The sequence below is a fragment of the Xanthomonas sp. NCPPB 2632 genome (assembly GCF_041228075.2).
Classification (GTDB): Bacteria; Pseudomonadota; Gammaproteobacteria; order Xanthomonadales; family Rhodanobacteraceae; genus Luteibacter.
Window position 1 is genome coordinate 4,681,215 of record NZ_CM192979.1, and the last position, 25,480, is coordinate 4,706,694.

Annotated in this window: 24 protein-coding genes; 12 read left to right on the forward strand and 12 right to left on the reverse strand. The window is 67.5% G+C overall.

Features of this window, described 5'->3' with window-relative positions:
- Positions 1-167: 167 nt before the first annotated feature.
- From AB8808_RS20115 to AB8808_RS20130, 4 genes are all read left to right on the forward strand, one after another.
- Entirely contained in the window at positions 168-1,013 is an 846-nt protein-coding gene (locus AB8808_RS20115; RefSeq protein ID WP_369925393.1) for an SAM-dependent methyltransferase, read from the forward strand.
- Positions 1,014-1,120: 107 nt separating this feature from the next.
- On the forward strand, positions 1,121-1,447 hold the full coding sequence (locus AB8808_RS20120; protein WP_369925395.1) for a hypothetical protein: 327 nt from the start codon (positions 1,121-1,123) through the stop codon (positions 1,445-1,447).
- Between the two features lie 8 nt (positions 1,448-1,455).
- Positions 1,456-3,273, forward strand: coding sequence for a diguanylate cyclase (locus AB8808_RS20125; protein WP_369925396.1), 1,818 nt, complete (start codon positions 1,456-1,458; stop codon positions 3,271-3,273).
- The gene (locus tag AB8808_RS20130; RefSeq protein ID WP_369925398.1) at positions 3,270-5,051 is read left to right on the forward strand and encodes a tetratricopeptide repeat-containing diguanylate cyclase; all 1,782 of its coding nucleotides are present in this window, start codon (positions 3,270-3,272) and stop codon (positions 5,049-5,051) included. Before AB8808_RS20125 ends, AB8808_RS20130 begins: the two co-directional genes overlap by 4 nt.
- Here the strand turns inward: AB8808_RS20130 and AB8808_RS20135 are convergent.
- The 4 genes from AB8808_RS20135 to paoA are packed head-to-tail and all read right to left on the reverse strand — an operon-like array spanning position 5,014 to position 9,581.
- The gene (locus AB8808_RS20135; RefSeq protein ID WP_369925400.1) at positions 5,014-5,793 is read right to left on the reverse strand and encodes a YkgJ family cysteine cluster protein; all 780 of its coding nucleotides are present in this window, start codon (positions 5,791-5,793) and stop codon (positions 5,014-5,016) included. The two genes, AB8808_RS20130 and AB8808_RS20135, sit on opposite strands and share 38 nt — an antisense overlap.
- A 6-nt stretch (positions 5,794-5,799) precedes the next feature.
- Complete coding sequence (gene paoC, locus AB8808_RS20140; RefSeq protein ID WP_369925402.1) at positions 5,800-7,998, reverse strand: aldehyde oxidoreductase molybdenum-binding subunit PaoC; 2,199 nt, start codon at positions 7,996-7,998, stop codon at positions 5,800-5,802.
- Positions 7,999-8,001: 3 nt separating this feature from the next.
- Positions 8,002-8,952, reverse strand: a complete 951-nt coding sequence (locus AB8808_RS20145; protein ID WP_354516801.1) for an FAD binding domain-containing protein — start codon at positions 8,950-8,952, stop codon at positions 8,002-8,004.
- Entirely contained in the window at positions 8,949-9,581 is a 633-nt protein-coding gene (gene paoA / locus AB8808_RS20150; protein WP_285403487.1) for an aldehyde dehydrogenase iron-sulfur subunit PaoA, read from the reverse strand. The genes AB8808_RS20145 and paoA overlap by 4 nt, the downstream gene beginning before the upstream one ends.
- Before the next feature lie 255 nt (positions 9,582-9,836).
- On the opposite strand from paoA, the gene AB8808_RS20155 reads away from it, so the two are divergent.
- Positions 9,837-10,604 (forward strand): DNA/RNA non-specific endonuclease, encoded by a 768-nt coding sequence (locus tag AB8808_RS20155; protein WP_036138948.1) that lies wholly within the window; start codon positions 9,837-9,839, stop codon positions 10,602-10,604.
- A gap of 76 nt (positions 10,605-10,680) precedes the next feature.
- Here the strand turns inward: AB8808_RS20155 and AB8808_RS20160 are convergent, their stop codons facing one another.
- The 5 genes from AB8808_RS20160 to AB8808_RS20180 form a co-directional block, all read right to left on the reverse strand.
- The gene (locus AB8808_RS20160; protein WP_369925405.1) at positions 10,681-10,947 is read right to left on the reverse strand and encodes a DksA/TraR family C4-type zinc finger protein; all 267 of its coding nucleotides are present in this window, start codon (positions 10,945-10,947) and stop codon (positions 10,681-10,683) included.
- Positions 10,925-11,083, reverse strand: coding sequence for a hypothetical protein (locus AB8808_RS20165; protein WP_354516805.1), 159 nt, complete (start codon positions 11,081-11,083; stop codon positions 10,925-10,927). The genes AB8808_RS20160 and AB8808_RS20165 overlap by 23 nt, the downstream gene beginning before the upstream one ends.
- Before the next feature lie 98 nt (positions 11,084-11,181).
- Entirely contained in the window at positions 11,182-12,000 is an 819-nt protein-coding gene (locus AB8808_RS20170; RefSeq protein WP_369925408.1) for a copper resistance protein B, read from the reverse strand.
- Complete coding sequence (locus AB8808_RS20175; protein WP_369925410.1) at positions 11,997-13,685, reverse strand: copper resistance system multicopper oxidase; 1,689 nt, start codon at positions 13,683-13,685, stop codon at positions 11,997-11,999. The genes AB8808_RS20170 and AB8808_RS20175 overlap by 4 nt, the downstream gene beginning before the upstream one ends.
- 92 nt (positions 13,686-13,777) lie before the next feature.
- A complete protein-coding gene (locus AB8808_RS20180; protein ID WP_369925412.1) occupies positions 13,778-14,746 on the reverse strand; it encodes a fimbrial protein in 969 nt (322 codons plus the stop codon).
- 138 nt (positions 14,747-14,884) lie between these two features.
- Between AB8808_RS20180 and ligD the strand changes: the two genes are divergently transcribed.
- Positions 14,885-17,410: a DNA ligase D gene (gene ligD, locus AB8808_RS20185; protein ID WP_369925414.1), complete on the forward strand. Its 2,526-nt coding sequence runs from the start codon at positions 14,885-14,887 to the stop codon at positions 17,408-17,410.
- Between the two features lie 80 nt (positions 17,411-17,490).
- On the forward strand, positions 17,491-18,387 hold the full coding sequence (gene yihG, locus AB8808_RS20190; protein WP_369925416.1) for a 1-acylglycerol-3-phosphate O-acyltransferase, YihG family: 897 nt from the start codon (positions 17,491-17,493) through the stop codon (positions 18,385-18,387).
- A gap of 24 nt (positions 18,388-18,411) precedes the next feature.
- Here yihG and AB8808_RS20195 read toward each other — a convergent pair whose 3' ends face one another.
- Positions 18,412-19,497, reverse strand: a complete 1,086-nt coding sequence (locus AB8808_RS20195) for a PepSY-associated TM helix domain-containing protein (RefSeq protein WP_369925418.1) — start codon at positions 19,495-19,497, stop codon at positions 18,412-18,414.
- A gap of 162 nt (positions 19,498-19,659) precedes the next feature.
- On the opposite strand from AB8808_RS20195, the gene AB8808_RS20200 reads away from it, so the two are divergent.
- Genes AB8808_RS20200 through AB8808_RS20210 form a run of 3 tightly spaced genes read left to right on the forward strand, consistent with a single transcriptional unit; the run spans position 19,660 to position 21,683 of the window.
- Positions 19,660-20,157 carry a hypothetical protein gene (locus tag AB8808_RS20200; protein ID WP_369925420.1) on the forward strand — a complete coding sequence of 166 codons (498 nt, stop codon included), beginning with the start codon at positions 19,660-19,662 and terminating at the stop codon, positions 20,155-20,157.
- A gap of 20 nt (positions 20,158-20,177) precedes the next feature.
- On the forward strand, positions 20,178-21,008 hold the full coding sequence (locus tag AB8808_RS20205; RefSeq protein WP_369925422.1) for a DUF72 domain-containing protein: 831 nt from the start codon (positions 20,178-20,180) through the stop codon (positions 21,006-21,008).
- 27 nt (positions 21,009-21,035) lie between these two features.
- Positions 21,036-21,683 (forward strand): DUF6348 family protein, encoded by a 648-nt coding sequence (locus AB8808_RS20210; RefSeq protein WP_369925424.1) that lies wholly within the window; start codon positions 21,036-21,038, stop codon positions 21,681-21,683.
- On the opposite strand, the gene AB8808_RS20215 is transcribed toward AB8808_RS20210, so the two are convergent.
- Together AB8808_RS20215 and AB8808_RS20220 are read right to left on the reverse strand one after the other, a co-directional pair.
- Positions 21,658-22,101, reverse strand: a complete 444-nt coding sequence (locus AB8808_RS20215) for a PIN domain-containing protein (protein ID WP_369925426.1) — start codon at positions 22,099-22,101, stop codon at positions 21,658-21,660. The two genes, AB8808_RS20210 and AB8808_RS20215, sit on opposite strands and share 26 nt — an antisense overlap.
- 13 nt (positions 22,102-22,114) lie before the next feature.
- Complete coding sequence (locus tag AB8808_RS20220) at positions 22,115-23,122, reverse strand: LLM class flavin-dependent oxidoreductase (RefSeq protein ID WP_369925428.1); 1,008 nt, start codon at positions 23,120-23,122, stop codon at positions 22,115-22,117.
- Positions 23,123-23,313: 191 nt separating this feature from the next.
- Here AB8808_RS20220 and AB8808_RS20225 point away from each other — a divergent pair, with 191 nt between their 5' ends.
- Both AB8808_RS20225 and AB8808_RS20230 read left to right on the forward strand, forming a co-directional pair.
- Entirely contained in the window at positions 23,314-24,015 is a 702-nt protein-coding gene (locus AB8808_RS20225) for a pirin family protein (protein WP_369925430.1), read from the forward strand.
- Between the two features lie 26 nt (positions 24,016-24,041).
- Entirely contained in the window at positions 24,042-25,478 is a 1,437-nt protein-coding gene (locus tag AB8808_RS20230) for a nicotinate phosphoribosyltransferase (RefSeq protein WP_369925433.1), read from the forward strand.
- Positions 25,479-25,480 lie beyond the last annotated feature (2 nt).

Genomic DNA, 25,480 nt, shown 5'->3' on the forward strand with positions numbered 1-25,480 from the left:
GGTGGCGAATTAGCGCAGCATCCAAATCGCAAGATATTGCGACACAAGGACTTTCCGGAAAAGTCGCCTCGCATCGCTTTGCCACCATCGCCCCGGCCCGGCCAACGCCTTATCCCTTCAGCCTGACCCGTTACACCGAATGACGACATTTCGCCTACTATCACGCCATGAATACAGACGCTGAATCCGTAAAACGCAAGCCCCGCGGCAGCATCGCGTGCGTGGGCATGGGTATCACGCTCGGCTCCCATCTGACTCCACTGTCCAGAAGCCATATCGAGCAGGCCGACGTGGTGTTCGCGGCGCTGTCGGATCACGTGGTCGAGCTCTGGCTACAGCGACTCAATCCGGACGTTCGCAGCCTCCAGCCGTACTACAAGCCCGGCAAGTCACGCATGAAGACCTATCGCGAGTGGGTCGACCTCATGATGGTGGAAGTACGCGCGGATAAACGCGTTTGCGCGGTGTTCTACGGTCACCCAGGCATCTTTGCCTGGTCGCCGCACAAGGTGATCGAAGTCGCGCGTGCCGAGGGCTACCAGGCGCACATGGAAGCAGGTATTTCCGCGGAGGATTGCCTTTACGCCGACCTCGGCATCGACCCGGGCCGCGTGGGCTGCCAGCACCTCGAGGCCAGCCAGCTGCTGTTCTTCGAGCGGAACCTGGATACGATGAGTCATGTGATCCTGTGGCAGATATGCGTCGTTGGTGATCGCTCCCTCGGCCGCTTCCGCACTCCTGATGATTACAGGGAACTTCTCACCGAGCGCCTGCTTCACGACTATCCGGCCGACCATGAAGTCATTGTTTACCGGGCAGCCACGCTCCCCATCGAGCAGGCGCGAATCCAGCGTGTGGCACTTCGGGATTTTGCTAGCGCCGAGTTTACGGGGCAGGAAACCTTGATCCTGCCTCCTGCAACCGCGCTCAAGCCCAATGCCGCTATGCGTGCCCGACTCGACTTACTCGATGCACTTCATAGTGCGGATTCCGACCAGACCGTGTCGGCCTGATGGCTAAAGAAATCATGGCATTTGCCGCTACACGCCACGTACATCGCATGTGATGACGAAATCACCATGCAGGCCGGTTCCACATTAACGAAAACAGGGGAATTCACATGCATGACACCGTCGATCTTCTGGAAGCCATCGGCCGGAATTCTGATTTGCGCCACGCCTCGCCCGAGGAACTGGCCAAGGCCCTCGAAGCCGCAGGCGCATCCGAAGGGCTTCGCAAACTTGTGGCCACCGGCGACAGTACAGCGCTTACGAAGGAGCTCGGTCTCGTGCAGATGCATGTGGAACACCACAGCCAGACCGGCGGACATGAAGGTGACCGTGATCATGACCATGACCACCACCATCACCCCGATGACGACAAGGAAAAGAAAGACAAGGACGGCAAAAACCCCGACGAGAGTAATAAAGACACTTCGTCGCCCTGACAAAACCCGTGGCTCTCGCCCTCTTTTTCCGCAGCAATAGGTTTGCACTGGCAAGCCTGATCGCCTTCTGGTGGGCGGCATCAGCTATTTCGGCGGCGCCCGCCGTGGGTAAGGGAAAGCTCGAGCAGGTCGACGCCATACGTACGTCGGACCATCCACGATTTGTCGAGTCGCTGGCACAGCTACATCGCCAGGTCGACACGCTGACGCCTCGTGAGCGTTGGTATCTCCGATTCCTGGATGGATGGGACATAAATTTCGCAGGGCGGTATCCCGAAGCTGAAGTAGTGCTAAGGGACGTCCTCGACCACGCCGACGACGATACGCTGCAAACCCGTGCCGCTGCGCTACTCATGAACAACCTGAGCCAGCAAGGCAAATACGCGGAAAGTTACGCCCTCGCGACTCGATCAGCTGAAACCTTACCCAGCATCACCGATCCCGTCGCTCGATTCGTTCTTCTCGCCAACCTTTCCGAGATGCTGACGTTTGCCGGGCAGCCGGAGTTGGGCCTCGAATACGCCAACATGATGATCGCCGCCACTCCTCCCGGCGAATCACAGTGTCAGGCCCTGGTAGAGCGCATCTCAGCGCTTGAGGCAAGCCGATCCCTTAACTCAGGAAGCCCGGAACTTCGAAAGACGATCGATATTTGCACGGCTGCTGGGCAGCCTGTCTTCGCAAATACGGCGTCGTTGATACTTACGGACAGGCTCATACAGGAGGGACGATTGACCGATGCCATGGCGGTCGTTGATCGGACCACGCCCACGATTCAGAGCACCCAGTATTTCCCCCACCTTATGAGTGTGGGAACACAGCGTGCGGAGATTCATCAGAAGATGGGCGACGACACGGCGGCGAAAGCGGCCGCTCTCGAAGTCATCGCCATGAGCCATCCAGGCGATGTGGATGAAGCATTACGGTCGGCATACAAAATTCTTTACACCATTGAAAAAAGCCGCGGCCATGCAGACACCGCGCTGGGCTATTACGAGCGCTACGTCGTGCAGGACCAGGGTTACCTTCGCGATGCCAACGTACGCAACGTCGCCTACGAAGCCGCCCGCCAGCACTTCCTTGCCGAAAAGCTCGAAACCGAAGGCCTAAGCAAGCAGAACAGCATCCTCCGCCTGCAGCAGGCGCTCGACGCCAAGGCCGTCGAGACCAGCCGGCTCTATATCGTGGTGCTCGGCTTGGCCTTGCTGTCGATCGTGTTCTGGACGGTGCGCATCAAGCGGTCGCAGCTTCGCTTCAAGTGGTTGTCGGCATGCGACGGCCTTACCGGCATCTTCCACCACCAGCATTTCATGACGGAAGCCGCGAAGGCGCTGCATGCCCTGGAGAGGCGCGGCGGCGCGGGGTGCCTGGTGTCGTTCGACCTCGACCATTTCAAGCAGGTCAACGATACGCATGGCCACGCCATCGGCGATGCGGTTCTGAAGCACGCGGTAGCGATTTGCCAGGCGCAGCTGCGTCGCTCGGATATCTTCGGACGGCTGGGGGGCGAAGAGTTCGGCATCCTCCTCATGGATGCGCCTTGCCTGCAGGGCTCGGTGATCGCCGGGCAGTTGCGCGCGGCATTCGAGTCCTCGCCGCTGGTCCAGGATGGCCTCGTCGTTCCGTTTTCCGCCAGCATCGGGCTGGCCTGCACGGAGACGGTGGGCTACGACCTTTCGCAGCTCTGCCGTGCCTCGGATGCCGCGCTTTACCAGGCGAAGCGCGCCGGTCGCAATCGCGTCGTGATCGATGGCCACGATGGTGACACCGGCAGCTTGCCGTTGCCTCTTCCCTTTCCCCACCCCGCGCGCCACGGCATGGCATGACCCCGCGACGGGCGTTCGCCACGCTGGCGTGGATGGGATGCTCGCTTTTCATGGCGGGATCGGCCGCGACACCGGCGGTCGATACCATCGACGCGCGCCTGACGCAGGCCGAGGCGATACGCACGAAGGATCATCCACGCTTCCTGGCCATGCTGGACGAGCTCCGGCGCGACGGTACGCACCTGAACGCGGCGCAGTCCTGGCACCTGCGCTACATGGATGCGTGGGAACGCATGTTCGAAGGGCACTACCCCGAGTCCGAGGCCGTGTTCCGTGACGTCATCGCACGCTCGGGCGACCCGGCCCTCCGCGCCAAGGCCACCGCGCTGCTGATGGACAACCTGGTGTTGCAGGGCCGCTATACCGACGCCTATGTGCAGGCGAACGAGGCCACCGACCTGTTGCCGGGCACCACCGATCCGTTGGCCCGCTTCACGCTGTTGTCCCACCTGTCGCAGACCCTGAACTTCGCGGGGCAACACGACCTGGCCCTGAAATACGCACAGCTGATGGTGCCGGCCACACCCGCCGGGGAAACGCCCTGCCCCGCGCGCTACATGAAGGTGGCAGCGCTGGAAGGACTCAGGCAGCTGACCTCGCACAGTGACGAACTGACCGGTGCCATCGACGAGTGCACGACCGATGGTCAACCGGTCTTCGCCAACGCCCTGTCGCTGATCCTGGTGGACCGTTACCTCGACGAGCACGAGCCGGCCAGGGCCATGGCCTTGCTCGACCGCATCGAGCCAGGCATCCGCGCCAGCACGTATTTCCCGGCGCTCGTGGCAGTCACCAAGCAACGCGCACAGGCGTACCAGCAGCTGGGCAAGCCGGCGAAGGCACGCGAGTGGGCAAGCCGCGCCGTGGCGATGAGTCATCCCGGCGACGTGAACGAATGGCTGCGCGATGCCTACCAGGTGCTCTACCAGGTGGAGAAAGACAGCGGTCATGCCGATGCCGCACTGGCGTACCACGAGCACTATGTCGCGCAGGACCAGGGCTACCGGCGCGACGAAAGCGCGCGAACCCTTGCCTACGAAGCGGCGCGCCAGCACGTCGTCGCGCAACGCCTGCAGGCTGCCAGCCTGCTCAGGGAAAACGACATCCTGCGGCTGCAGCGCGAAGTGGATGCCAAGGCGCTGGAAACCGAGCGGCTGCGTATCGGACTGTTGGCGCTCGTAGTGCTGGGGGTGACCTGGGGATTGGTACGGTTGCGGCGCTCGCAACTCAGGTACAAACGATTGTCGGCCCACGACGGACTCACGGACATCTTCATCCGTGCGCATTTCATCGCCGAGCTGAAGCGCAGCCTCGATACCCTGAAGCGGCGGTCCGTAAACGGTTGTTTCCTCGCGCTGGACCTGGATCATTTCAAGGTGGTGAACGACACGCATGGGCATACCGTCGGCGACGCCGCCCTGCGCCACGTCGTTACCGTATGCAAGAGCCAGCTACGTTCGACCGACCTGTTCGGCCGGCTGGGCGGCGAAGAGTTCGGCATCTTCCTACCCGGCACCACGCGGGAACGTGGCAGCGCCATCGCGGAACGTATCCGCCTGGCGATCGACGCGTCACCGCTGACGTCGGAGGGCGCCATCGTGCTCCTTTCGACCAGCATCGGTGTGGCCTGCACCGACACCATCGGCTACGACCCCAAGCGGCTCAGTCGCGCCGCGGACGATGCTCTCTACAGGGCGAAACGAGAAGGCCGCAACCGGGTCGTCGTCGAGCCGGAGCGATTCACGCCACCTCCCCCTCGAAATACCCCAGATACCTGAGCCCCGCGGCGCCCATCGTGGCCGGCGTGGCGCACGACGAGCCCGATTCCAGCAAAGCGCCCAGGGTCTGCGACCGGTTGCTCACCAGCTGCCAGGACATGTCGGTGGCCAGGCGCTCGTCGCCATCGCTGCCGAGGGTGTCGCTCAAGGCCGCCAGGGCCGCTTCACGCGATGGCGAGAAGATCACCATGCCTTCGTTGGACAAGGCCGCCGTGGCGCAACCGAGCGCGGCACACAGCTGACGCTTGAGCACCGCGTCGTAGGCATCGGCGTCGCGCGCGCAGACGATGGTGGCGGCCAGGTCCGCATTCGCCCAGCGGCCGTCGTCCGCAAGGATGGTGGTCTCGCCCTGCCACGCCTCGGGCGGACAGAGCTTCACCGCCGGGTCCAGGCGAATGAACGGATTCACCTCGGCCGGATAGATCCGGCAGGTGGCGGGGCGCCGGTCGTAGATGCCGCAGCGCATGTCCGGTTGCAGGTTGGGGCACGGACCGTCGAAGGAGGCCATCAGCGTGGCGATCACGCGCACCGGCAGGGTGCCGCTCATGGCCTCGAACGAGCGGCGCCGCTTGTGCATCGCGGGCAGGTTGTCCTCGGGAGGCTCGGACGGCCAGGGAATCGCCTCGCAGAACAGCTGCACGTCGTGCCCATCGCGCAGCCAGCCCATGGCCTCCGCCAGGCTCAGCGGCAGACGCAGGCCATGGCAGCAGCGGCCGCACATCGTGCAATCGAACTGGACCATGCGGGCTCAGCCAACCGCCGGCAGGCGATCGAGCAGCTTGTCCAGCGTGACGGGGTAATCGCGCACACGCACACCCGTGGCGTTGTGCACGGCATTGGCGAGGGCCGCCGCCACGCCACACAGGCCCAGCTCGCCGACGCCCTTGGCTTTCATCGGCGAGGAGATGGGATCGGCTTCGTCGAGGAACACCACCTCCTGGTGCGGGATATCGGCATGCACCGGTACCTCGTAGCCGGCCAGGTCGTGATTGACGAAGAAGCCCAGGCGCTTGTCGACCACCAGCTCCTCCATCAAGGCCGCACCGACACCCATCGTCATGGCGCCGATGACCTGGCTGCGCGCGGACTTGGGGTTGAGGATGCGGCCGGCGGCACACACCGCCAGCATGCGCCGGACGCGGATCTCGCCGGTGGCGGCGTCCACGCCCACCTCGACGAAGTGCGCGCCGAAGGTGGACTGCTGGTACTTCTTGGCCAGGTTGCCGTATTCCATCTTGTCTTCGGCCACCAGTTCGCCGTCGCGTGCAGCCTGCGCCAACGGCAGGCTGCGGCCACCGGCGGTGACCTTGCCGTCTTCGAACACGGCCGTGGCCGGATCCAGGCCCAGCTTGCCCGCAATGGCCTCGCGCAGTTTTACGCAGGCAGCGTAGACACCGGCGGTCGAGCTGTTAGCGCCCCATTGCCCACCGGAGCCGGCGGAGACTGGTAGCGAAGAATCGCCGAGCACCACCTTCACTGCCTCCAGCGGCAGCCCGAGCATCTCGGCCGCCGTGGCGGCGATGATCGTGTAGGTGCCGGTGCCGATGTCCGTCATGTCGGTTTCGACGGTGGCGTGGCCATCCGCACCCAGGCGCACCCGCGCGGCGGAGGTCATCACCAGGTTGTTGCGGATGGCGGCGGCCACGCCCATGCCCACCATCCAGCGGCCGTCGCGCAGGCTGCCCGGCGCCGTGCCACGCTTGCCCCAGCCGAACCGGTCGGCGCCGTCGCGCAGGCACTTCACCAGCTGGCGCTGGGAGAACGGGCGCTCGGGATGTTCCGGATCCACCTGGGTGTCGTTGAGTATGCGGAACTGCACCGGGTCCATGCGCAGCTTCTCTGCCATCTCGTCGATGGCGATCTCCAGCGCCATCAGGCCGGACGCTTCGCCCGGCGCGCGCATGGCGTTGCCCTCGGGCAGGTCGAGCACGGCCAGCCGCGTGGCGGTCATGCGGTTGGCCCCGGCATAGAGCAGGCGGGTCTGCTGCACCGCCGTTTCCGGCCCGCCGCCGGGCAGGTCACCGGACCAGCTTTCGTGGGCGATCGCCTGGATTTTCCCGGCGGTGTCGGTGCCGATACGGATACGCTGGATGGTGGCCGGGCGATGCGTGGTGTTGTTGAACATCACCGGGCGAGGCAACGTGACGGCCACGGCGCGCTTCGCCGCACGCGCGCCGAGCGCGGCCAGCAGGGCGTCGGCGCGCACGAACAGCTTGCCGCCGAAACCGCCACCGATGTAGGGCGATATCAGCCGCACGTTTTCCTTCGGCATGCCCAGCGTGGTGGCCACGTCGCCCTTGCCCCAGGCGATCATCTGGTTGGATGTCCACAGGGTGAGCTTGTCGCCGTCCCACTTCGCGATGGACGCGTGCGGCTCCATCATGGCGTGCGCGTGGTCCGGCGTCGTGTAGGTGGCATCCAGCGTCACTGGCGCCGCGGCAAACCCCGCCGCGAAGTCGCCGTGCGCGCTGTCCGCGTCGGCGTCGTCGGGCTTCACCGCGCCGGCCTTGACGGCCGCCAGGTCGAACTGTCCCGGCGTACGCACGTAGTCCACATGCACCAGCGACGCGGCCGCCCGCGCCTGCTCGAAGGTTTCCGCCACCACCACGGCTACGGCCTGGTGGTAATGCTGGATCTCCGGGCCACCGAGCAGCCGGGCGGTGTTGTACTTGCCCTTGCCCAGCTTGCCGGCATCCGCGGCGGTGACGACGGCCAGCACGCCGGGCGCACGGCGCGCGGCCTGGGTATCGATGCCGGCGATGCGGCCACGCGCGATGGACGACGCGACGATGTAGCCGTAGGCATGGTCGGGCGTGGCAGCGTGCTGCTCGTACGCGTACGGCGCGGTGCCGGTGGTTTTCAGCGGGCCGTCGATGCGGTCGTGCGGCTGGCCGACGACCTTCATGCGGTCGATGGGATTGGTAGTGGCGGGCGTGTCGAATTTCATGGCTCAGCCCTTTGCCTCGGCGAGTACCGCGCCGAGCGTGCGCTCGACCAGGGGAATCTTGAAAGCATTCTGTTCGGTCGGCGTGGCGCCGGCCAGCAGCTTCGCCGTAAACGCCTTGGCGCCCTGCGGCAGCGACGCCTCGGCCGCTTCCACCCGCCACGGCTTGTGCGCCACGCCACCCACGGCGACCCGCCCCGTACCGTCCTTCTGTACCACCGCGGCGACGGAGACCAAGGCAAACGCGTAAGACGCGCGGTCGCGTACCTTCTGGTAGATGTGCGTGCCGCCGGGCGGCCGGGGCAGGGTCACGGCGGTGATCAACTCGCCGGGCACCAGCGTGGTCTCGACCTGCGGCGTGCTGCCGGGCAGCGTGTGGAAATCCGCGATGGGAATCTGCCGGGTGGTGCCATTGGGCTGCACGGTCTCGACGCGCGCATCCAGCGCGCGCATGGCCACGGCCATGTCGCTGGGGTGCGTGGCGATGCACGAGGCGCTGCTGCCTATCACCGCATGCGAACGGCTGAAGCCGCCGATGGCCGCGCAACCGCTGCCGGGCAGGCGCTTGTTGCAGGCCTGGTTGGTGTCGTAGAAATAGGGGCAGCGCGTACGCTGCAGCAGGTTGCCCGCGGTGGTGGCCTTGTTGCGCAGCTGGCCGGAGGCGCCGGCCACCAGCGCGCGGGTAAGCAGGGCGTAGTCGCGACGCACGCGGGCGTCCGCGGCCAGGTCGGTGTTGCGTACCAGCGCACCGATGCGCAGGCCGCCCTCCGGCGTGGCCGCGATGGCGGCCAGGTCCAGTCCGTTGACGTCGATGAGGTGCTCGGGCTGCTCGACCTCGATCTTCATCAGGTCGAGCAGGTTGGTGCCACCGGCGATGAAGCGGCTGTTGCGCTGGCGCACCGCGGCGGCCGCGGCGGCGGCCGGGCTGGTGGCGCGCTCGTAGGTAAAGGGTTTCATGCCTTGCTCCCGGCTACCTCGGCGATCGCCTCGACGATGTTTGAATAGGCGCCACAGCGACAGATGTTGCCGCTCATGCGTTCGCGGATTTCCAGCGGGCTGGGCGTGGCGTGTACGCCCAGGTCGCCGCTGACATGGCTGGGGATGTCGTCGCGGATCTCGTCCAGCACCGCCACGGCGCTGCAGATCTGGCCCGGCGTGCAATAGCCGCACTGGTAACCGTCGTGCCTGACGAAGGCCGCCTGCATCGGATGCAGGGCCTGCGGCGTGCCCAGGCCCTCGATCGTGGTGACCCGGGCGCCTTCGTGCATCACCGCCAGGCTGAGGCAGCTGTTGATCCGGCGGCCGTCGACGATCACGGTGCAGGCACCGCACTGCCCGTGATCACAGCCCTTCTTCGTGCCGGTGAGGTGCATGTGCTCGCGCAAGGCATCCAGCAGCGTGGTGCGCGTGTCCAGGGTAAGCGTCTGCGGCTTGCCGTTGACGTGCAGGGTAACCGTGGCGGTCACCGGGGGACGCGGCGCGGCAGGAGCCGCGGCCTTGGCGACCAGCGGCGGCACGGCGCCGGCGGAGGCCGTCGCGGCACTCAGCTTGAGGAAGCCGCGACGGGAAATCTTCAGTGTGTCTATCGTGTCCACTTGGGTGGGCCTGTAGTCTGCGTCGATGCGATCGACCGGGATGGCCTGCCTTGCCCGCCGAGGGTCCGGCGGAAGGTAACGCGGGATTCATAGCAAGAATCAAAGGAAACGGTGTGTGGATTTCATGAATACGAAGTGCGACCCAGGTCTCACTTCACGCCCGCGGGTGTCCCACTCCTGTCATGGATCGTGGCAACAATACCCGGGCTCGCGAGCAGGGGAACTGCCATTCGCTTGGGGAACATCATGCAAAACCGCTTTTTGAGTGCCGTTGCCGTCGTCATCTTCGCCGTCGCCGGCACGGTGCATGCGTCCGATACCGCCTGTCCGCAGTTCTTCCAGGGCCAGCAGGCCCCGGACCTGATCGACACTTCGCTGGCCGAGCGCACCACCGTGGTGTGCAACGACGCCTATGCGCTGATCGCCTCCGGCGTGACCAAGGGTCCGCTGTGGTCCGCGGAGCACCTGACCGCCACGCAAATCGCCAATGCCAAGAACACCCCGCGTACCGACGCTTTCCATCCGGAAACGGCCATTCCCGCGGAAGACCGCTCGCAACTGGCCGACTACAAGGGCAGCGGCTACGACCGCGGCCACATGACCCCGTCGGGTGACGAGCCCAACGCCACCGCACAGCGCCAGAGTTTCTCGCTGGCCAACATGGTGCCGCAGGACCACCTGCTGAACACGGGCAAGTGGGAGCGCATCGAAACCAGCCTGCGCACCATGGTGACCAACGACGGCGAAGCCTGGGTCGTGACCGGCCCGGCCTTCGACGGCCCGACGCCCAGCACCATCGGCGCCGACGCGGTCATCGTGCCCAACTACACCTGGAAGGCGGTCTATATTCCGGCGGAAGGCGGAGCGGCCGTGTGGCGCTGCAGCAACGTCGATGCGACGGTGTGCACGGTGATGTCGGTCAAGGCGATCACGGACGAGACCGGTATCGACCCGTTCCCGGCCCTGAGCGCCGCGGTCAAGCAGAAGGCCATCTCGCTGCCGCTGCCGAACTGACGTCAGCCGGAAGACTGGCGATACCGACCTACCCGGGCGATCCACCGATCCGCCCGGGCAGGTCGACACCAAGCCGCTAGCGCAACTGGCTGTCCTTGCTGCCGCGCCGGTTATAGCCGGTGGCCACGGCCTCGCCGAGATCGGCCTTCTCCTGGCAGACCACGCACAGGCGAACCCCAGGTATGGCCTTGCGCCGGCCCTCGGGAATCGGCGCCTCGCATTCCTCGCAATGCGTCAGGCTGGGGCCCTTCGGCAGATGGCTGCGCGCCCGCTTGACCGCATCCTCCACCGTGGCGTCGATCTGGTCCTGTACGGCGGTATCACCCGCCCAGCCGGTCGCCATGGCGATTCTCCGGTTCGGGGCGGTGTTGTGGATCACCGGAGCCGGTAGTGACCGGTTCCTCCGGTGCGCCGGGCGTGCGGTGCTGGGGGTCGCCCGAGCCGGTGGTGGGCTCGTCGTCGGGATCGCGCTGGTGCATGGCGGTGCTCCACGAGGCAGGACGCCCAGCAGACCACCTACCCCGTCAACAGCGCGTCCAGCCCGTCAGAAGCCCTTCTGCACCTGTGCAACCCAAGCTCAGAACCACAGGCGGATGCCGGCCACCCACCGTCGATCGGTGACCCGCCGACCCTGGTCGGCGGCCAGATCCGCCGTCCCACCCGTCAGATGCTCCCAGGCGATGCCGACGTAAGGCGCCACCGAGCGGCGGATTTCGTAGCGGAGCCGCAGGCCTGCTTCGACGCCCGACACGCCCGCGCGGATACCGCGAGCCTCGTCGTCCTTGCCATACGCGTTCACTTCGATCTCGGGCTGCAGGATCAGCCGCTGGGTGAACAGCAGCTCGTATTCCGCGCGGAAGCGTGCGGCCGTGCGCCCGCCAGGGCCCGCGTAGGCGGTGGCCTCGATCTCGAACCAGTATGGGGCTAGCCCCTGCACACCTGCGGCCAGCCAGTTACGCTCCGACCCGGCCCCGATATCGTGACGGACGCCTAGTTGGGCATCCCAGAAGGCCGCCACCGCGTGGCTCCACGCGAGCGTGGCGTCGCCGCGCGTGGAACCGTCGGCGCGATCGCCCTCGCTGCGGAAGGCCAGCTTGTCGCGGTCGTTGCCGTACCAGCCCTGGGCTTCCCACGACTGCCCATGCGCGCCTTGTCCCGCGAAGGATTCCAGGCGGTCCAGCAGTAGTGTCCCGGACGCCGAGCTGTCGTCCATGTTCATCATCGACATGCCGTGCGCCGACATCGGCGCTACCCCGTCGGACCAGTCGCCGCTGCGCGCGGTGGCCGGCGCGGTGCCGCCCTGCATCGAACCCATCGACATGTCGCCCATGCTCGATTGCGCCTGGACCAGGCACGGCGCGAGGGCGAGCAGCGGTCCCACCATCCACCGCGTCACGAGACCACCACCTCGCGGAACATGCCCGCCTCCATGTGATAGAGCATGTGGCAGTGGAAAGCCCAGCGCCCCGGATTGTCCGCCGTGACGGCGTAGGTGACCTGCTGAGCCGGCTGCACGTTGACGGTGTGCTTGCGCACCTGGAACGTGCCCGAGGGCGATTCGAGCTCGCTCCACATGCCGTGCAGGTGGATCGGGTGGTTCATCATCGTGTCGTTGACCAGCGTGACGCGCAGTCGCTCACCGGCGCGAAAGTGCACCGGCTTTGCCGCGGAGTACGGCAGCCCGTCGAACGACCACGTGTAGCGTTCCATGTTGCCGGTGAGGTGCAGTTCGATGCTGCGCCCTGGCGCGCGCGTATCCAGCGCACCACCGAGCGTATGCAGGTCCGCGTAGGTCAGCACGCGATGGGGACGCTCGCGCAGGCCGACACCGGGATCGTCGAGGTTGGTGCGCGGCATGTCCACCCGCATGTCCACACCGGGGCCGTACTCGGACCGCGCGTGCTCGGCCATGACCATGTCGCCGCCCTGGTCGGCGTCGTCCGCCATGGCGCCCATCATGTCGCGCATGGCCAGACGGGGCCGCGGATCCAGCGGCGGCACCGGCGCGGCCATGCCCTGGCGCGGCGCCAGCGTGGCGCGCGCGTAGCCGGAGCGGTCGATGGACTGCGCCATGATGGTGTAGGCACGATCGGCCGTTGGCGTGACGATGACATCGTAGGTCTCTGCCGCCGAGAGGCGTAGCTCGTCCACCTCGACCGGCACCACGTCTTGCCCGTCGGCAGCGACCACGCGCAGGCGCAGCCCCGGGATACGCAGGTCGAAGATGGAGTTGGACGACCCGTTGATCACGCGCAGGCGCACGCGCTCACCGGGGGTGAACAGGCCGGTCCAGTTGGCGGCGGGCGGCGCGCCGTTGATGAGATAGGTGTAGGTGGCGCCGGAAACATCCGCCAGGTCGGTCATGTTCATGCGCATGCGGTTCCACATGCGGCGCAGGGCTACCGCATCGCCGAAACCCTTCTCACGCGCGTCCCGCAGGAAGTCGCCCACCGTGGGGCGCCCGGTGTTGTAGACGTCACTACGCGTACGCAGTTTTGCGTAGACCCGTTCCGGGTTTTCGTCGGTCCAGTCGCTGATCAGCAGCACGTGGTCGCGCTCGGTCGCACGGCGTTCGCCGGCGCTGGGCGCGATGACGATGGCCCCGTACAAACCGCTTTGTTCCTGGAAGCGGCTGTGCGAGTGGTACCAGTAGGTACCCGACTGTTTCAGCGGAAAACGGTAGGTGAAGCTGTCGCCTGCGGGAATGCCGTCGAAGCTCAGGCCTGGCACGCCGTCCTGGTCGGCCGGGACGATCAGGCCGTGCCAGTGGATGGACGACACGACGTCCAGCCGGTTGTGCACGCGCACCTGCACCGTATCGCCTTCTTTCCAGTACAGGGTGGGGCCGGGCACGCCACCGTTGACGGTGACGGCGCGGCGCGCGCGGCCGGTGAAGTCCACCGCCGCCTCGCACACGTCCAGATCCATCGTGCTGCCGCTGAGCGAAGCCACCGGTGCCATCACGTGGGTGGCGGACAGGGGGCGAACGATGCCGGTACCGAGGCCGATGCCGGCCACGGTCAGCCCCTGCACGAAACGGCGGCGAGGCAGGTGCACGGCGGGAGCGGCGGGACGGCGCATGGCAAGGGCTTCGTGGCGATCGAAGGGCCAGCCTAGCGACGGTGGTTGCACGACGACAACTCTGGACGTGGCTCCGCGCGCCCCCGCAAGGGTTATCGATAGGCGACGTTGACCGTGATGCGGGCATTGGCGGTACCCGGCACCAGGGGGGCACCCGTGGTGCGGTAACGGGCGCGGAAGCCGAACGACTGCCCTTCGCGCTGCGCGGGCAGCACCAGGGGTGCAGGACTGTTGGGGATGGCCTGGACATCGGGATCGACACTGCGCAACTCCACCGCCACGCCGCCGGCCGCACCGGGCCCGCCGAGCTGGAACAGCGACGCCTGCCGCGCATCGGGCGTGCCACGGAAGGTCATCAGCATCTGGGTGGCACCCGTGCAGCCGGTGACCACCAGCGACCGCGTGACCCACGCGCTGCTGCCGGCCACGGCGAGATCGCGCGCATCCACCTTGCCCAGGGCGAAAACCAGTCGCCTGGCGGCGAAGGCGCAGGTGGGGCGTTGCGGCTCGACACGCCCCTGGACCAGGTCGACCCGGACCTGCGCCTGGTCGTCGTAGCCGGCGCGGGCCAGCGTGCCATAGAGCAGGCTGCCGCCTTCGGGAATGGGCCCTGTCTTGACCAGTTGCACGCGGAAATGCGCGTTGGTCAGCTGGGCCTTGAAGGTCCAGGGAATGAATTCGCGCTCCGGCAGTACACGCTCCCCGTAACTGCTGTTGAAGAAATAGACGCGGATGCCCACGCCGGGGAGGTTGGTGGCGTGGACGTTGTCGCCCCCCGCGGCGGGCGTGTTGAACAGGCCGAGGCTGCCCGTGCGCCTGGGCTTCACGCATTTGAAGGCGGGGGAGTTCCAGGCGGCCGTGGTCCGTTCGGCGATCACCGCGCCCACGGGTGCATCCGCGGGAACGGACACGGTGCCGAAGGACAGCGGCTGCGCGATGCCCTGCGAGGGATGCGACAGGCAGCCCGCGAACGCGCCGGGCGAGGCGATGAGGCAGGCGAAGGCAAAGGGGATGGCGGCGAAAGGGGCGAGGGCGAAAGCACGGGCAGGACGGGTCGGCATGGGGGCACCGCGTGGGAGGGGGCGCAGGTGACTGTGCGCCCGTGTTCCGTACGACCCCATACGACGGTTCTGAAATCGGGATGTCGGCGCTATGCCCGCTGCACGGCCCATTCACCGGGGCTCACCAATGATCCGGGCATGAGCCTGCACGAGTACAAGCGCAAGCGGAACTTCGGGCGCACCCGTGAACCGGCGCCGGAAGACTCGGCACGCGGCGGCCGCGCCATCTTCGTGGTGCAGCTGCATCACGCGTCGCGCCGGCATTTCGATTTTCGTCTGCAGGTGGGCGACGCCCTGCGCAGCTGGGCGGTGCCGAAGGGCCCCAGCTACGACCCGAAGGTCAAACGCCTGGCCGTGGAAGTCGAGGATCATCCGGTGTCGTACGCGGACTTCGAGGGCGACATCGACGAAGGCTACGGCAAGGGGCATGTCGACCTGTTCGACAAAGGCGTCTGGGCCACACGTGGCGATGCGGAAGCCCAACTGGCCAAGGGACACCTGGAGTTCGAACTGTTCGGCGAACGTCTCAAGGGCCGCTGGCACCTGGTCCGCAGCGGCAGGAAGGAGCGTCAGCCGGCGTGGTTCCTGATCAAGGCCGATGACGCCTATGCCGGCGAGGTGGAGGCCGACGACCTGCTCGACGCCACGATGCGCGAAAGCACCCGGCGGGCGGCGAAAACACCCGCCACCCGTGTCGCCGCGAGCCGCTCCACGGCGCGCCGGAAGGCGACCCCGACGACACGACGCGTATCCGCCGCAAGCCTCGCCAAGGCGGCGGCCGCGCTGGGCGGCGCGCGCAAGGCCCGCGCATCCGGCGACTTCTTCCCCCCGCAACTGGCGCGCTTGCGTGAAACCCCGCCGCAGGGCGATGCATGGCTGCACGAGGTGAAATGGGACGGCTACCGCATCGTGGCCGCCGTGGCCGACGGTGCCACCCACCTGTGGTCGCGCAACGGCCTGCCGTGGAACGACCGCGTGCCGGAGATCGTCCAGGCGATCGATGCGCTGGGCCTGGACAGTGCGCGGCTGGACGGCGAACTGATCGCCCTGGACGGCGAAGGACGCAGCGACTTCAACGCGCTGCAACGCACGTTGTCGGGCGAGGCGCAGGCGCCGCTGGTGTACGTGGTGTTCGACTTGCCCTACCTGCAGGGCCACGACCTCGGCCGCGTGCCGCTGATCGAACGCAAGGCGCTGCTCGCGCGCATGCTCGCCCATGCACCGGCCCACCTCACCCTCAGTTCGCATACCGTGGGCCACGGCGACGACGTGTTCGCCATGGCGATGGCACAGAAGCTGGAAGGCATCGTCGCCAAGCGCGTCGACGGTGGTTACCGCGGCGGTCGCGGCGACGACTGGCAAAAGATCAAGCGGCTGGAAAGCGACGAATTCGCCGTGGTCGGCTACACACCGGCCAAGGGATCGCGGCTGTCGTTCGGTTCGCTGCTGCTGGCCCGCCCCGATTCGGACGGCGGCTGGACGTACGCGGGCCGTGTCGGCACCGGCTTCACCGACGCGATGCTGCGTGAACTGGGCGACACCCTTGCCAAAGGTGGGTCGAAGACACCGACGGTCCGCATCGATGCGGTGGACCCCATGCTCCGCGGCGCCCTGTGGGTACCGCCCACCGTGGTGGCCGAGGTGTACTACCGCGGCATCGGCAACAAGGATCTGCTGCGCCAGCCCAGCTTGAGGACACTGCGTATGGACAAGTCGCCAGACGACCTTCGCGACAGCGATCGTGCCCCGCCGAAAGCCACCCGAAAAACGAAGGCCGCCGACCCCGATACCGTGGTCATCACGCATCCGGACCGGAAGGTGTTTCCCGCCGACGGGCTGACCAAGCAGGATGTCGTGGATTACTACAAGGCCGTGATGGCGTGGCTGCTTCCGGGCATCCACGATCGCCCCACGTCGACCATTCGCTGCCCGGGCGGTATCGATTCGCCGTGCTTTTTCCAGAAGCACGTCATGGCGGGCCTGGACCACGTCGGCGTCGCCAGGCTGAAGGAAGAAACCGGGGCCACGGCGGATTACCTCTACCCGCGCGATGCGGCGGGCGTGATCGAACTGGTGCAGTTCGGTGCGGTGGAGTTCCACCCGTGGGGCTCGCACGTGGACGATGCCGACCGCGCGGACCGCGTGGTGTTCGACCTGGACCCCGGCGACGGCGTGGCCTGGTCGCGCGTGGTGGTGGCGGCACGCATGACCCGGGGCTTCCTGGACGAACTGGGCCTCACCTCGTTCGTACGCACCACCGGTGGCAAGGGCCTGCACGTGGTGGTGCCCTTGCGTCCCGGCGCGGGCTGGAAGGAGGTCAAGGCGTTCGCGCGGGGCTTTGCCGAGGCGCTGGCCGAGGCGCATCCGTTGGAGTTCGTCGCCACCGCTGCCAAGCGCGTCCGGAAGGACAGGATCTACGTGGACTACCTGCGTAACGGGCGGGGCGCCACCGCTGTGGCGTCCTATTCGCTGCGGTCCCACCCCGGCGCGCCGGTAGCCGTGCCGCTGCGCTGGGAGGAACTGGGCAGGGTGCGCTCCGGCGCGGCGTTCGATATCCGCTCGGTACCCCGGCGCCTGGCCCGGTTGAAGAAGGATCCCTGGGAGGGGATCGACACGCTTCGCCAGGACCTCGCCGCCGTCACCCGCAAACTCGCCGGCAAGTAACCCGCCCCGGGCTGCGCAGGGTCACGTACCCCTGGCCGTGCACGGGGTAAACTGCGGCATCCTCACCAAGCCGGCCTTTCATGCTCGCCTCGCTTCCCGCCTTCCTGCGCATTCCCCTCGCCTGCCTGCTGCTGCTCGTCAACACGGTGCTGCACGTCACGCCGTTGCTGCTGCTGACGGTGATCCGCCTCATCGTGCCGCTGCGTGGGTTTCGCCATGCGGTGTCGCGCGTGCTGGTGTGGATCGCGGAAAGCTGGCTGGGCGTGAACGGCTGGATGTTCGGCGTGTTCACCCGCACGCAATGGCGGGTGGAGGGCGACCAGGACCTCAGCCCGCGCGAGAACTACCTCGTGGTGTGCAACCACCAGAGCTGGGTGGACATCCCCGCGCTGCAGAAGGTGTTCAACCGGCGCATTCCGTTCATGCGTTTTTTCCTCAAGAGCCAGCTGATCTGGGTGCCGCTCCTGGGGCCCGCCTGGTGGGCGCTGGATTTTCCTTTCATGAAGCGTCACTCGCGACAGGAGATCGAAGCGCGTCCGGAGCTGCGCGGCAAGGATCGTGAAGCCACGCGTCGTGCCTGCGAGAAGTTCCGCCACCTGCCCGTGGCGATCATGAACTTCACCGAGGGCACGCGCTTCACCCGCACCAAGCACGATGCCCAGGGCTCGCCGTATACGCACCTGCTCCGCCCGAAGGCCGGCGGCGTGGCCTTCGTCATCGACGCCATGGGCGAGGCCATCCGCCAGATCCTCGACGTGACCATCGTCTATCCCGACGGCCCCACGTCGATGATGGACATGATTGCCGGCCGCATCCGCGAGGTGCGCGTGCACATCCGCCGGCTGCCCATTCCCGACGCCATGCGCGGCGACTACGAAGGCGACGCCGCGTTCCGCGCTCAGTTCCAGTCGTGGATCAACACGCTGTGGGCCGAGAAGGATGCGCGTATCGCGGCCACGCTGGCCGCGCAGGGCTGATCGAGGTAGGACCGGTGCGCCCGGTCAACCCATGGCAGCGGGGCGCTTCAGCCGACGGCGCCAGAACAGCACCCCGGTAACCAGCAGGAAGGTGGGCAGCAGCCCGCCGATACAGGCCACGATACGCCACGTCAGGCCACCCACGGCAGCGGAATGGATGGGGAACAAGGCGTTGGCCAGCCGGCTGCCGGTGCCCAGCGTCGTGGCGTCGTCGCCGCCGAGCACCGTGGCCGTCCGCGCATCGATCCACAAGGCGCTGCGCCCGGCGGGGTTCCATTCGCCGGGGCGGCGGATGCGCGCCACCACCGTGCCGTTGTCCTTCGAGGGCAGCATCAGGCGGGTGATCGCCGCATCGGGCGCGGCGGCGTGTGCCGCCACGAGCACGGCCGCCCAATCCACCGGCCCCTGCATCGGCGCGGTTTTCGGCGGCCGGGGGCGCGCCGGCTCGGCGAAGGCCGCCGCCAGTCCGTTACGCACGGCGCCCCGGTACGCCATCGTCGTGCCGGTACCGATCATCACGATGAGCAAGGGCAGGGCGACGACACCCACCGCGCGATGGAAGCTCGCCCAGCGCAGCAGCGGCGGCTGGGTATGTGGCCGGAGGTGCCGGAGAGCGCGCTGGCGTCCGGGCCAGTAAAGCCAGACGCCCGAAAACAGCATGAACAACCCAGTGCAGGCCACCACGCCGAGCACCGTTTCGCCTGGCTCACCGCCCAGCAGGTGCGTGTGCCAGTCGAGCAACACCAGCAAGGGATCGCCGGCCTGCGTGCGCCGCAGTAGCAGCGCGCCGGTGGTGGCGTCGTAATAGGTACGGCTGCCGCCGCGTTCCTGGGCCTGCCATACGGGAAGGTCATGGTCGGGAAGCGACACCCCCCGCCAGCCCTTCGCCGCGGGTGTGGCGAGCATCGCCGACAGCGAGTGGCCCTGCGTTGCCAGGTCCGGCAGGGGACGCGTGACCAGAGTGGGGTGCATGGCCGCGAACAGCGGTTGCTCGAACAGCAGCACGCTGCCCGACAGGGTCACCAGCGCCAGCAGCAAGCCCAGCGTGAGGCCCAGCCACAGGTGCAGCGTCTTCAGCCAGCGGCGTAGCCGGCGCGGGTGAGCTGCCATGGTGACGGTCCGACGGGGCTGGAAAGGCGGCCATCGTAAGTGCGAATGATTCTCGAATCAAACACGGCGAGCGCGCGGGAAGCAGGCGATTGACCCTCCCGTCACACCGGGTCGACCCCCTGGACGGAAGGATGACCAGCCCACGTGCCCGAGGAACATGCGATGAAGACCCGCCACGTTTACAGCACGTCCGGTCTGGATCAGGCACGCGCGGCCATGCGTGCCGCCCGCGATGCCGGCATTCCGGACGAGGACCTGTCGCTCATCGCACGGCACGACATCGAGCTGGATGCCATTCCCGAGCACCGCAAGGACGAGCACTCCGACTTCGCCCCCGCCGCGGCGCGTGGGCTGGCCGAAGGTGGCGCCACCGGCATCCTGGCCGGCCTGGTCGCCATGGCGATCCCCCCGCTGGGAGTGACCATAGCCGGCGCGGTGGCGGCGGGTGCGGCGGGCGCCCTGGTCGGCGCATGGACCAGCGCATTGATGGGTGCCTCCGCACCGGACCCGGTGCGCCAGAAATTCGAAGGCGAGATCGAATCGGGCCGCATCCTCGTGGTGGTGGATGGCGAGGGCGACGCGCTGGAACGATCGCAGCGCGAGATCCGCGCCACCGGCGCCATCGACCTGCCGTTCGAACAGCCCACCGCGCTGAGCTGATCCTTCCGGAGGCGCCGAGCATGGCTACCCGACGTTCCCCCGCGCCGCCGCGGGTCACCGGCCGTGTCCGTACAGGCATGGGCGGCTGGACCTACGTGCCCTGGCGCGGGCTGTTCTATCCCGACGACCTGGTGCAAAAGCGCGAGCTGGAGTACGCCAGCCGGCAGGTGTCCACGATCGAGATCAACGGTACCTACTACCGCTCGCCGGGAATCGACATCTACCGGCGCTGGGCCGCGGAAACCCCCGAAGGATTCGTCTTCTCGGTGAAGGCGCCGCGGCACATCGTGCAGAGCCGCGCGCTGGCGGGCACGGGCGAGCGCATCGGCCGGTTCCTCGACGGCGCGGTAGGCCTGGGCGATCGACTGGGCCCCGTGCTGTGGCAGTTCCTGCCCACACGCCGTTTCGATCCCGACGACATGGCTGCATTCCTCGACCTGCTGCCCGACCGCCACGGCGGCCTGGCCCTGCGCCATGCCGTGGAAGTGCGCCACGACAGCTTCATGGACCCGGCCTGGCTGGCCCTGGCGCGCCAGCGCGGTGTCGCCACCGTGTTCACGGACTCGCCCGACCATCCGTCGTTCGCCGACATCACGGGGCCCTTCGTGTACGCGCGCCTGATGCGCAGCCGGGCGAAGGAGGCGAACGGCTACCCGTCCAGGAAGCTGAAGGCGTGGGCCACGCACGCGGGCGCCTGGCAGGCTGGTGAAGACCCGTCCGACCTGCCGCATGTGGGCGATGCACTGGCGCCGGGCCCCACGCGCGACGTGTTCGTGTATTTCATCTCCGCCGCGAAGGAACGCAATCCCACCGCGGCTGTCGCACTCGGCAAGCGCGTCGAAGACGCATAATCCTCCCATTCCCCCACCGGACGACCCATGGACCGTCTTATCCAGAACCACCTGATCGACCTTTTTGCCGAACACGGGATTCCGCTCGAGCCTGATGAAGACTGGCTGCTTACCGAAGGCGACGATTACCCGGCGCTGCGAGGCATCTGGCACGAGGGCAAGGACGGCGGCATGGGCCGCCTGGACATCGATATCGTCCTCGACGAGGAGCGCACCATCGAGGAAAGCTTCGGTGGCAGCGGCGGCGGCAAGGCCGGCTGTCGCGACGCGCTGGAAAGCTTCGCGCGCAACGATTTCTACGTGGTGATGGCGGCCTGCTGGCACACCGTGGACAAGGACAAGCTGCACGTGCGCGAGGTGTCGGCCGGCACCCAGCGCTTCACCCTCTACGTGGGCGATTTCACGGTGCGCGGCGAGAAAGACGCACCGGTAGAGATTCCCGAGGAAGGCTTTTCCGCACTGGAAGCCGCGATCGCCACGGCCCCGCTGACCGGCGACGTGCACTGGATCCGCGTGTTCTACGGCAACGTGGGCGACGGCAGCAGCAAGATCGAGGTGCTGCTGGATAACGAGCCGTGGGCGGCGGGCCACAAGGCCATCGCCTCCGTGGACTGGCCACGGCACGACCACTACTACAGCCTGCGCAACCTCATCGCGCTGGTTCCGCAGGACTAGGGCCGGGCCCGGGTTCCGGCATCCAGTCCTGCGGACGCAGGATCCGGAACCCGCTGTCGAGCGCGGTACGTCGTGCCAGTCTCAGCACTTCCGCATCGCGCGAGAACAGGATGCCCGCGCCCGCGGTCGACGCCAGTTCCACGAACTTCTGGTCGTCCGGGTCGCGGCAGCGCGGCAATCGCGTGGCCGTGGCCTCATGCGGCAACAGCGTGACCAGGCGATCGAAGGCGGCCACCGCGGCCGCCCGGCGCGGCGGGTCCAGCTTCAACGCAGGGTAGTCGAGCACCTTCAGCCACTCGTCACGGCAATCCGGACGCGTCACGGCCTCCAGCGTGCCCGACACCATGGCCCCGACCAGCGCCGCGACGCGCGGGTCGGCGAAGACGAACGCATCCAGGCACACATTGGTGTCGAGCACGATGCGCACGCGCTCAGGCCGCGGCGCGTTCGGCCAGGGCGGCGCGTTGTTCGGCCACGAGGGTGTAGGAACGCTTGCGCGCCTCGTGATCGAAGACCTGCGCGGTGATGATCAGTTCGTCCGCGCCCGTGCGCGCGATGAACGCGGCCAGCCCGTCACGCACGGTGTCCGGCGAGCCGACCACGGCACAGGACAGCGCATGGTCCACCTGGGCCTGCTCCATCGGCGTCCACACGCCGTCCATCGAGTTCACCGGCGGCGGCAGCTGCCCCGGCGCGCCGCGGCGCAGGTTCCAGAACGCCTGCTGCTGCGAGGTGAACAGGCGGCGGGCCTCCGCGTCCGTATCCGCGGCGACCACGTTGATGCCAAGCGCGGCATAGGGTTTCTCCAGCACCTCGGACGGCCGGAACATGTGCCGGTACACCTCCAGCGCCTTCATCATCATGTCCGGCGCGAAGTGCGAGGCGAAAGCGAAAGGCAGCCCCAGGTGCGCCGCCAGCTGGGCACTGAACAGGCTGGAGCCCAGCAGCCACAGCGGCACGTTGGTATCCATGCCGGGCACGGCGCGCACGGTCTGCCCGGGCCGCTGCGGGCCGAGGTACATCTGTAGTTCCTGGACATCGTCCGGGAAGCGGTCGTCGCTGGGGCCCATCGAGCGGCGCAGCGCGCGTGCCGTGCCCTGGTCGGTGCCGGGTGCGCGGCCCAGGCCCAGGTCGATCCGCCCCGGGTACAGCGAAGCAAGCGTGCCGAACTGCTCGGCGATCACCAGCGGGGAGTGGTTGGGCAGCATGATGCCACCCGAGCCCACGCGGATGCTGTGCGTGCCCTCGGCGATGTAGCCGATCACCACGGCCGTGGCCGCGCTGGCGATACCGGTCATGTTGTGGTGCTCGGCCAGCCAGTAGCGGTGGAAGCCCAGCGACTCCGCGTGCCGGGCCAGGTCGCGCGAGTGGCGCAGCGAGTCGCCCGGCGTGGCGCCACGCGCCACGGGGGAAAGGTCCAGTACCGAAAACGGAATCATCCGCGCATACCTCGAGAATGGGGGGCGGACGAACCGCCGATGATTCCAGATGGGCGGCGGACGCCCGGATTGCAACCCACGGGCTCGCCACGGAAACAGTCCGTTCCGGCCAGCAATGCGTCGCTGCCCGCGCGGAGGAGGAAAATGCACCCATCCACTCATCCAGTCCGGTATTGCCGGGGGAGCACGACATGATCGACATTCGCCGCTTTGCCACGCTCGGTGGCGCGAACCACGGCTGGCTCGATGCGAAGCACCATTTCTCGTTCGCGTCCTATCGCGACGAGGCACGCATGGGCTGGGGTGCGCTGCGCGTCTGGAACGACGACACCATCGCCGCGGGCACCGGTTTTCCGGCGCATCCGCACTCGGACATGGAGATCATCACCTATGTGCGCGAAGGCGCCATCACCCATGAGGACAGCCTGGGCAACAAGGGCCGCACCGAAGCGGGCGACGTGCAGGTGATGAGCGCCGGCACCGGCATCCGCCACGCGGAATACAACGCGGAGAGCGAGACCACGCGCATCTTTCAGATCTGGATCATTCCCGACGGCGAGCGCAAGGCGCCGTCCTGGGGCACCCGCCCGTTCCCGAAGGGCGAGCGCTCGGGTCAGTTCGTCACGCTGGCCAGCGGCATGCCGGGCGACGGCGACGCCTTGCCGATCCGCACCGATGCCCGCGTGCTCGGCGCCAGCATCAAGGCGGGGGAGACCATCGAGTACGCCCTGGGCGAAGGACGCTATGCGTACATGGTGCCGGCCTTCGGTTCGGTGCAGGTCAACGGGCAGGCGTTGGACAAGGGCGACGGCGCGGCCATCCGCAACGAGACGCGGCTGAGCATCACGGCGACGAGGGATGCTGAGCTGGTGCTGGTCGACACCGCGGAGTGATCCGCGCCGAGGGTATGCTGTGGGTCATGACGACCCACGGCACGCCCTACCTCGACAATCCCGTTCTCGATACCGACAGCTACAAGGCCAGCCACTGGCTGCAATACCCGCCGGGCACGGACGCCACGTTCTTCTACATGGAATCGCGCGGGGGCACCTACGAGAGCACCGTGTTCTTCGGCCTGCAGGCCATCCTCAAGGCCAGCCTGGGCCGCCTCGTCACGCACGCGCATGTGGACGAAGCCCGCGACTTCTTCGCCGCGCACGGCGAGCCCTTCAACGAGACCGGCTGGCGCCGCATCGTCGATGTGCACGGCGGACGCCTGCCGGTACGCGTGCGCGCGGTACCCGAGGGCTTCGTGGTGCCCACGCACCAGGCGTTGCTGACCATCGAATCGACCGATCCGGACGCCTTCTGGCTGCCGTCGTACCTGGAAACCCTGCTGCTGCGGCTGTGGTATCCGGTCACCGTCGCCACCATCAGCTGGCAGGCCCGACGCACCATCCTGCATTACCTCGATGCCACGTCCGACGATCCGGCCGGGCAGATTCCGTTCAAGCTGCACGACTTCGGTGCGCGCGGCGTCTCCAGCGCGGAATCCGCCGGCCTGGGCGGCATGGCGCACCTGGTCAACTTCATGGGCACCGATACCGTGGCCGGCGTGCTGGCCGCACGTGCGTTCTACGGCGAGACCATGGCCGGTTATTCCATCCCCGCCGCCGAGCACAGCACGATCACAAGCTGGGGGCGCGAACACGAAGTGGATGCCTACCGGAACATGCTGGCCCGGTTCGCCCGGCCCGGTTCGCTGGTGGCGGTGGTCTCGGACAGCTACGACATCTACCACGCGATCCGCGAGCACTGGGGCAAGACACTGCGCGACGAGGTCATCACCTCCGGCGCCACCGTGGTGGTGCGACCCGATTCGGGCGACCCGGTGGACGTGGTGCATCGCTGCGTCACCCTGCTGGACGAAGCGTTCGGCAGCACGGTAAACGCGAAGGGCTTCCGCGTGCTGAACCACGTGCGCGTGATCCAGGGCGACGGCGTGAACCCGGAAAGCATCCGCGCGATCCTGGAACGGTTGACCGCCGCGGGGTACGCCGCCGATAACCTCACCTTCGGCATGGGCGGCGCGTTGTTGCAGAAGCTGACGCGCGACACGCAGAAGTTCGCGCTGAAGTGTTCGGCGGCTCGCATCGACGGCGTGTGGCGCGACGTCTGGAAAGACCCGGTGACCGACCAGGGCAAGCTGTCCAAGCGCGGACGGATGACCCTGGCGCGGCACCGGACACACGGCACGTATCGCACGGTGCCGCTGCCCGACGATGCGCTGTCGTTGCCCGCCGCGCACCTCGACGAGGGCTGGGAGGATGCGATGGTCACCGTCTGGGAAAACGGCGACCTGCGGCGCGAATGGTCGTTCGCCGAGGTACGGGCACGCGCCGCCGCGGGTCGCTAGTA

What these genes read in the sequence shown, in the direction of transcription:
- yihG (WP_369925416.1), top strand. Translation starts at nt 17,491, where the DNA reads ATGCTCGCCTCGCTTCCCGCCTTCCTGCGCATTCCCCTCGCCTGCCTG.
- AB8808_RS20205 (WP_369925422.1), top strand. Translation starts at nt 20,178, where the DNA reads ATGGCTACCCGACGTTCCCCCGCGCCGCCGCGGGTCACCGGCCGTGTC.
- AB8808_RS20195 (WP_369925418.1), bottom strand. Translation starts at nt 19,497, where the DNA reads ATGGCAGCTCACCCGCGCCGGCTACGCCGCTGGCTGAAGACGCTGCAC.
- AB8808_RS20155 (WP_036138948.1), top strand. Translation starts at nt 9,837, where the DNA reads ATGCAAAACCGCTTTTTGAGTGCCGTTGCCGTCGTCATCTTCGCCGTC.
- AB8808_RS20175 (WP_369925410.1), bottom strand. Translation starts at nt 13,685, where the DNA reads ATGCGCCGTCCCGCCGCTCCCGCCGTGCACCTGCCTCGCCGCCGTTTC.
- AB8808_RS20200 (WP_369925420.1), top strand. Translation starts at nt 19,660, where the DNA reads ATGAAGACCCGCCACGTTTACAGCACGTCCGGTCTGGATCAGGCACGC.
- AB8808_RS20230 (WP_369925433.1), top strand. Translation starts at nt 24,042, where the DNA reads ATGACGACCCACGGCACGCCCTACCTCGACAATCCCGTTCTCGATACC.
- paoC (WP_369925402.1), bottom strand. Translation starts at nt 7,998, where the DNA reads ATGAAATTCGACACGCCCGCCACTACCAATCCCATCGACCGCATGAAG.
- AB8808_RS20135 (WP_369925400.1), bottom strand. Translation starts at nt 5,793, where the DNA reads ATGGTCCAGTTCGATTGCACGATGTGCGGCCGCTGCTGCCATGGCCTG.
- AB8808_RS20180 (WP_369925412.1), bottom strand. Translation starts at nt 14,746, where the DNA reads ATGCCGACCCGTCCTGCCCGTGCTTTCGCCCTCGCCCCTTTCGCCGCC.
- AB8808_RS20225 (WP_369925430.1), top strand. Translation starts at nt 23,314, where the DNA reads ATGATCGACATTCGCCGCTTTGCCACGCTCGGTGGCGCGAACCACGGC.
- AB8808_RS20160 (WP_369925405.1), bottom strand. Translation starts at nt 10,947, where the DNA reads ATGGCGACCGGCTGGGCGGGTGATACCGCCGTACAGGACCAGATCGAC.
- AB8808_RS20120 (WP_369925395.1), top strand. Translation starts at nt 1,121, where the DNA reads ATGCATGACACCGTCGATCTTCTGGAAGCCATCGGCCGGAATTCTGAT.
- AB8808_RS20145 (WP_354516801.1), bottom strand. Translation starts at nt 8,952, where the DNA reads ATGAAACCCTTTACCTACGAGCGCGCCACCAGCCCGGCCGCCGCCGCG.
- AB8808_RS20220 (WP_369925428.1), bottom strand. Translation starts at nt 23,122, where the DNA reads ATGATTCCGTTTTCGGTACTGGACCTTTCCCCCGTGGCGCGTGGCGCC.
- ligD (WP_369925414.1), top strand. Translation starts at nt 14,885, where the DNA reads ATGAGCCTGCACGAGTACAAGCGCAAGCGGAACTTCGGGCGCACCCGT.
- AB8808_RS20165 (WP_354516805.1), bottom strand. Translation starts at nt 11,083, where the DNA reads ATGCACCAGCGCGATCCCGACGACGAGCCCACCACCGGCTCGGGCGAC.
- AB8808_RS20115 (WP_369925393.1), top strand. Translation starts at nt 168, where the DNA reads ATGAATACAGACGCTGAATCCGTAAAACGCAAGCCCCGCGGCAGCATC.
- AB8808_RS20130 (WP_369925398.1), top strand. Translation starts at nt 3,270, where the DNA reads ATGACCCCGCGACGGGCGTTCGCCACGCTGGCGTGGATGGGATGCTCG.
- AB8808_RS20210 (WP_369925424.1), top strand. Translation starts at nt 21,036, where the DNA reads ATGGACCGTCTTATCCAGAACCACCTGATCGACCTTTTTGCCGAACAC.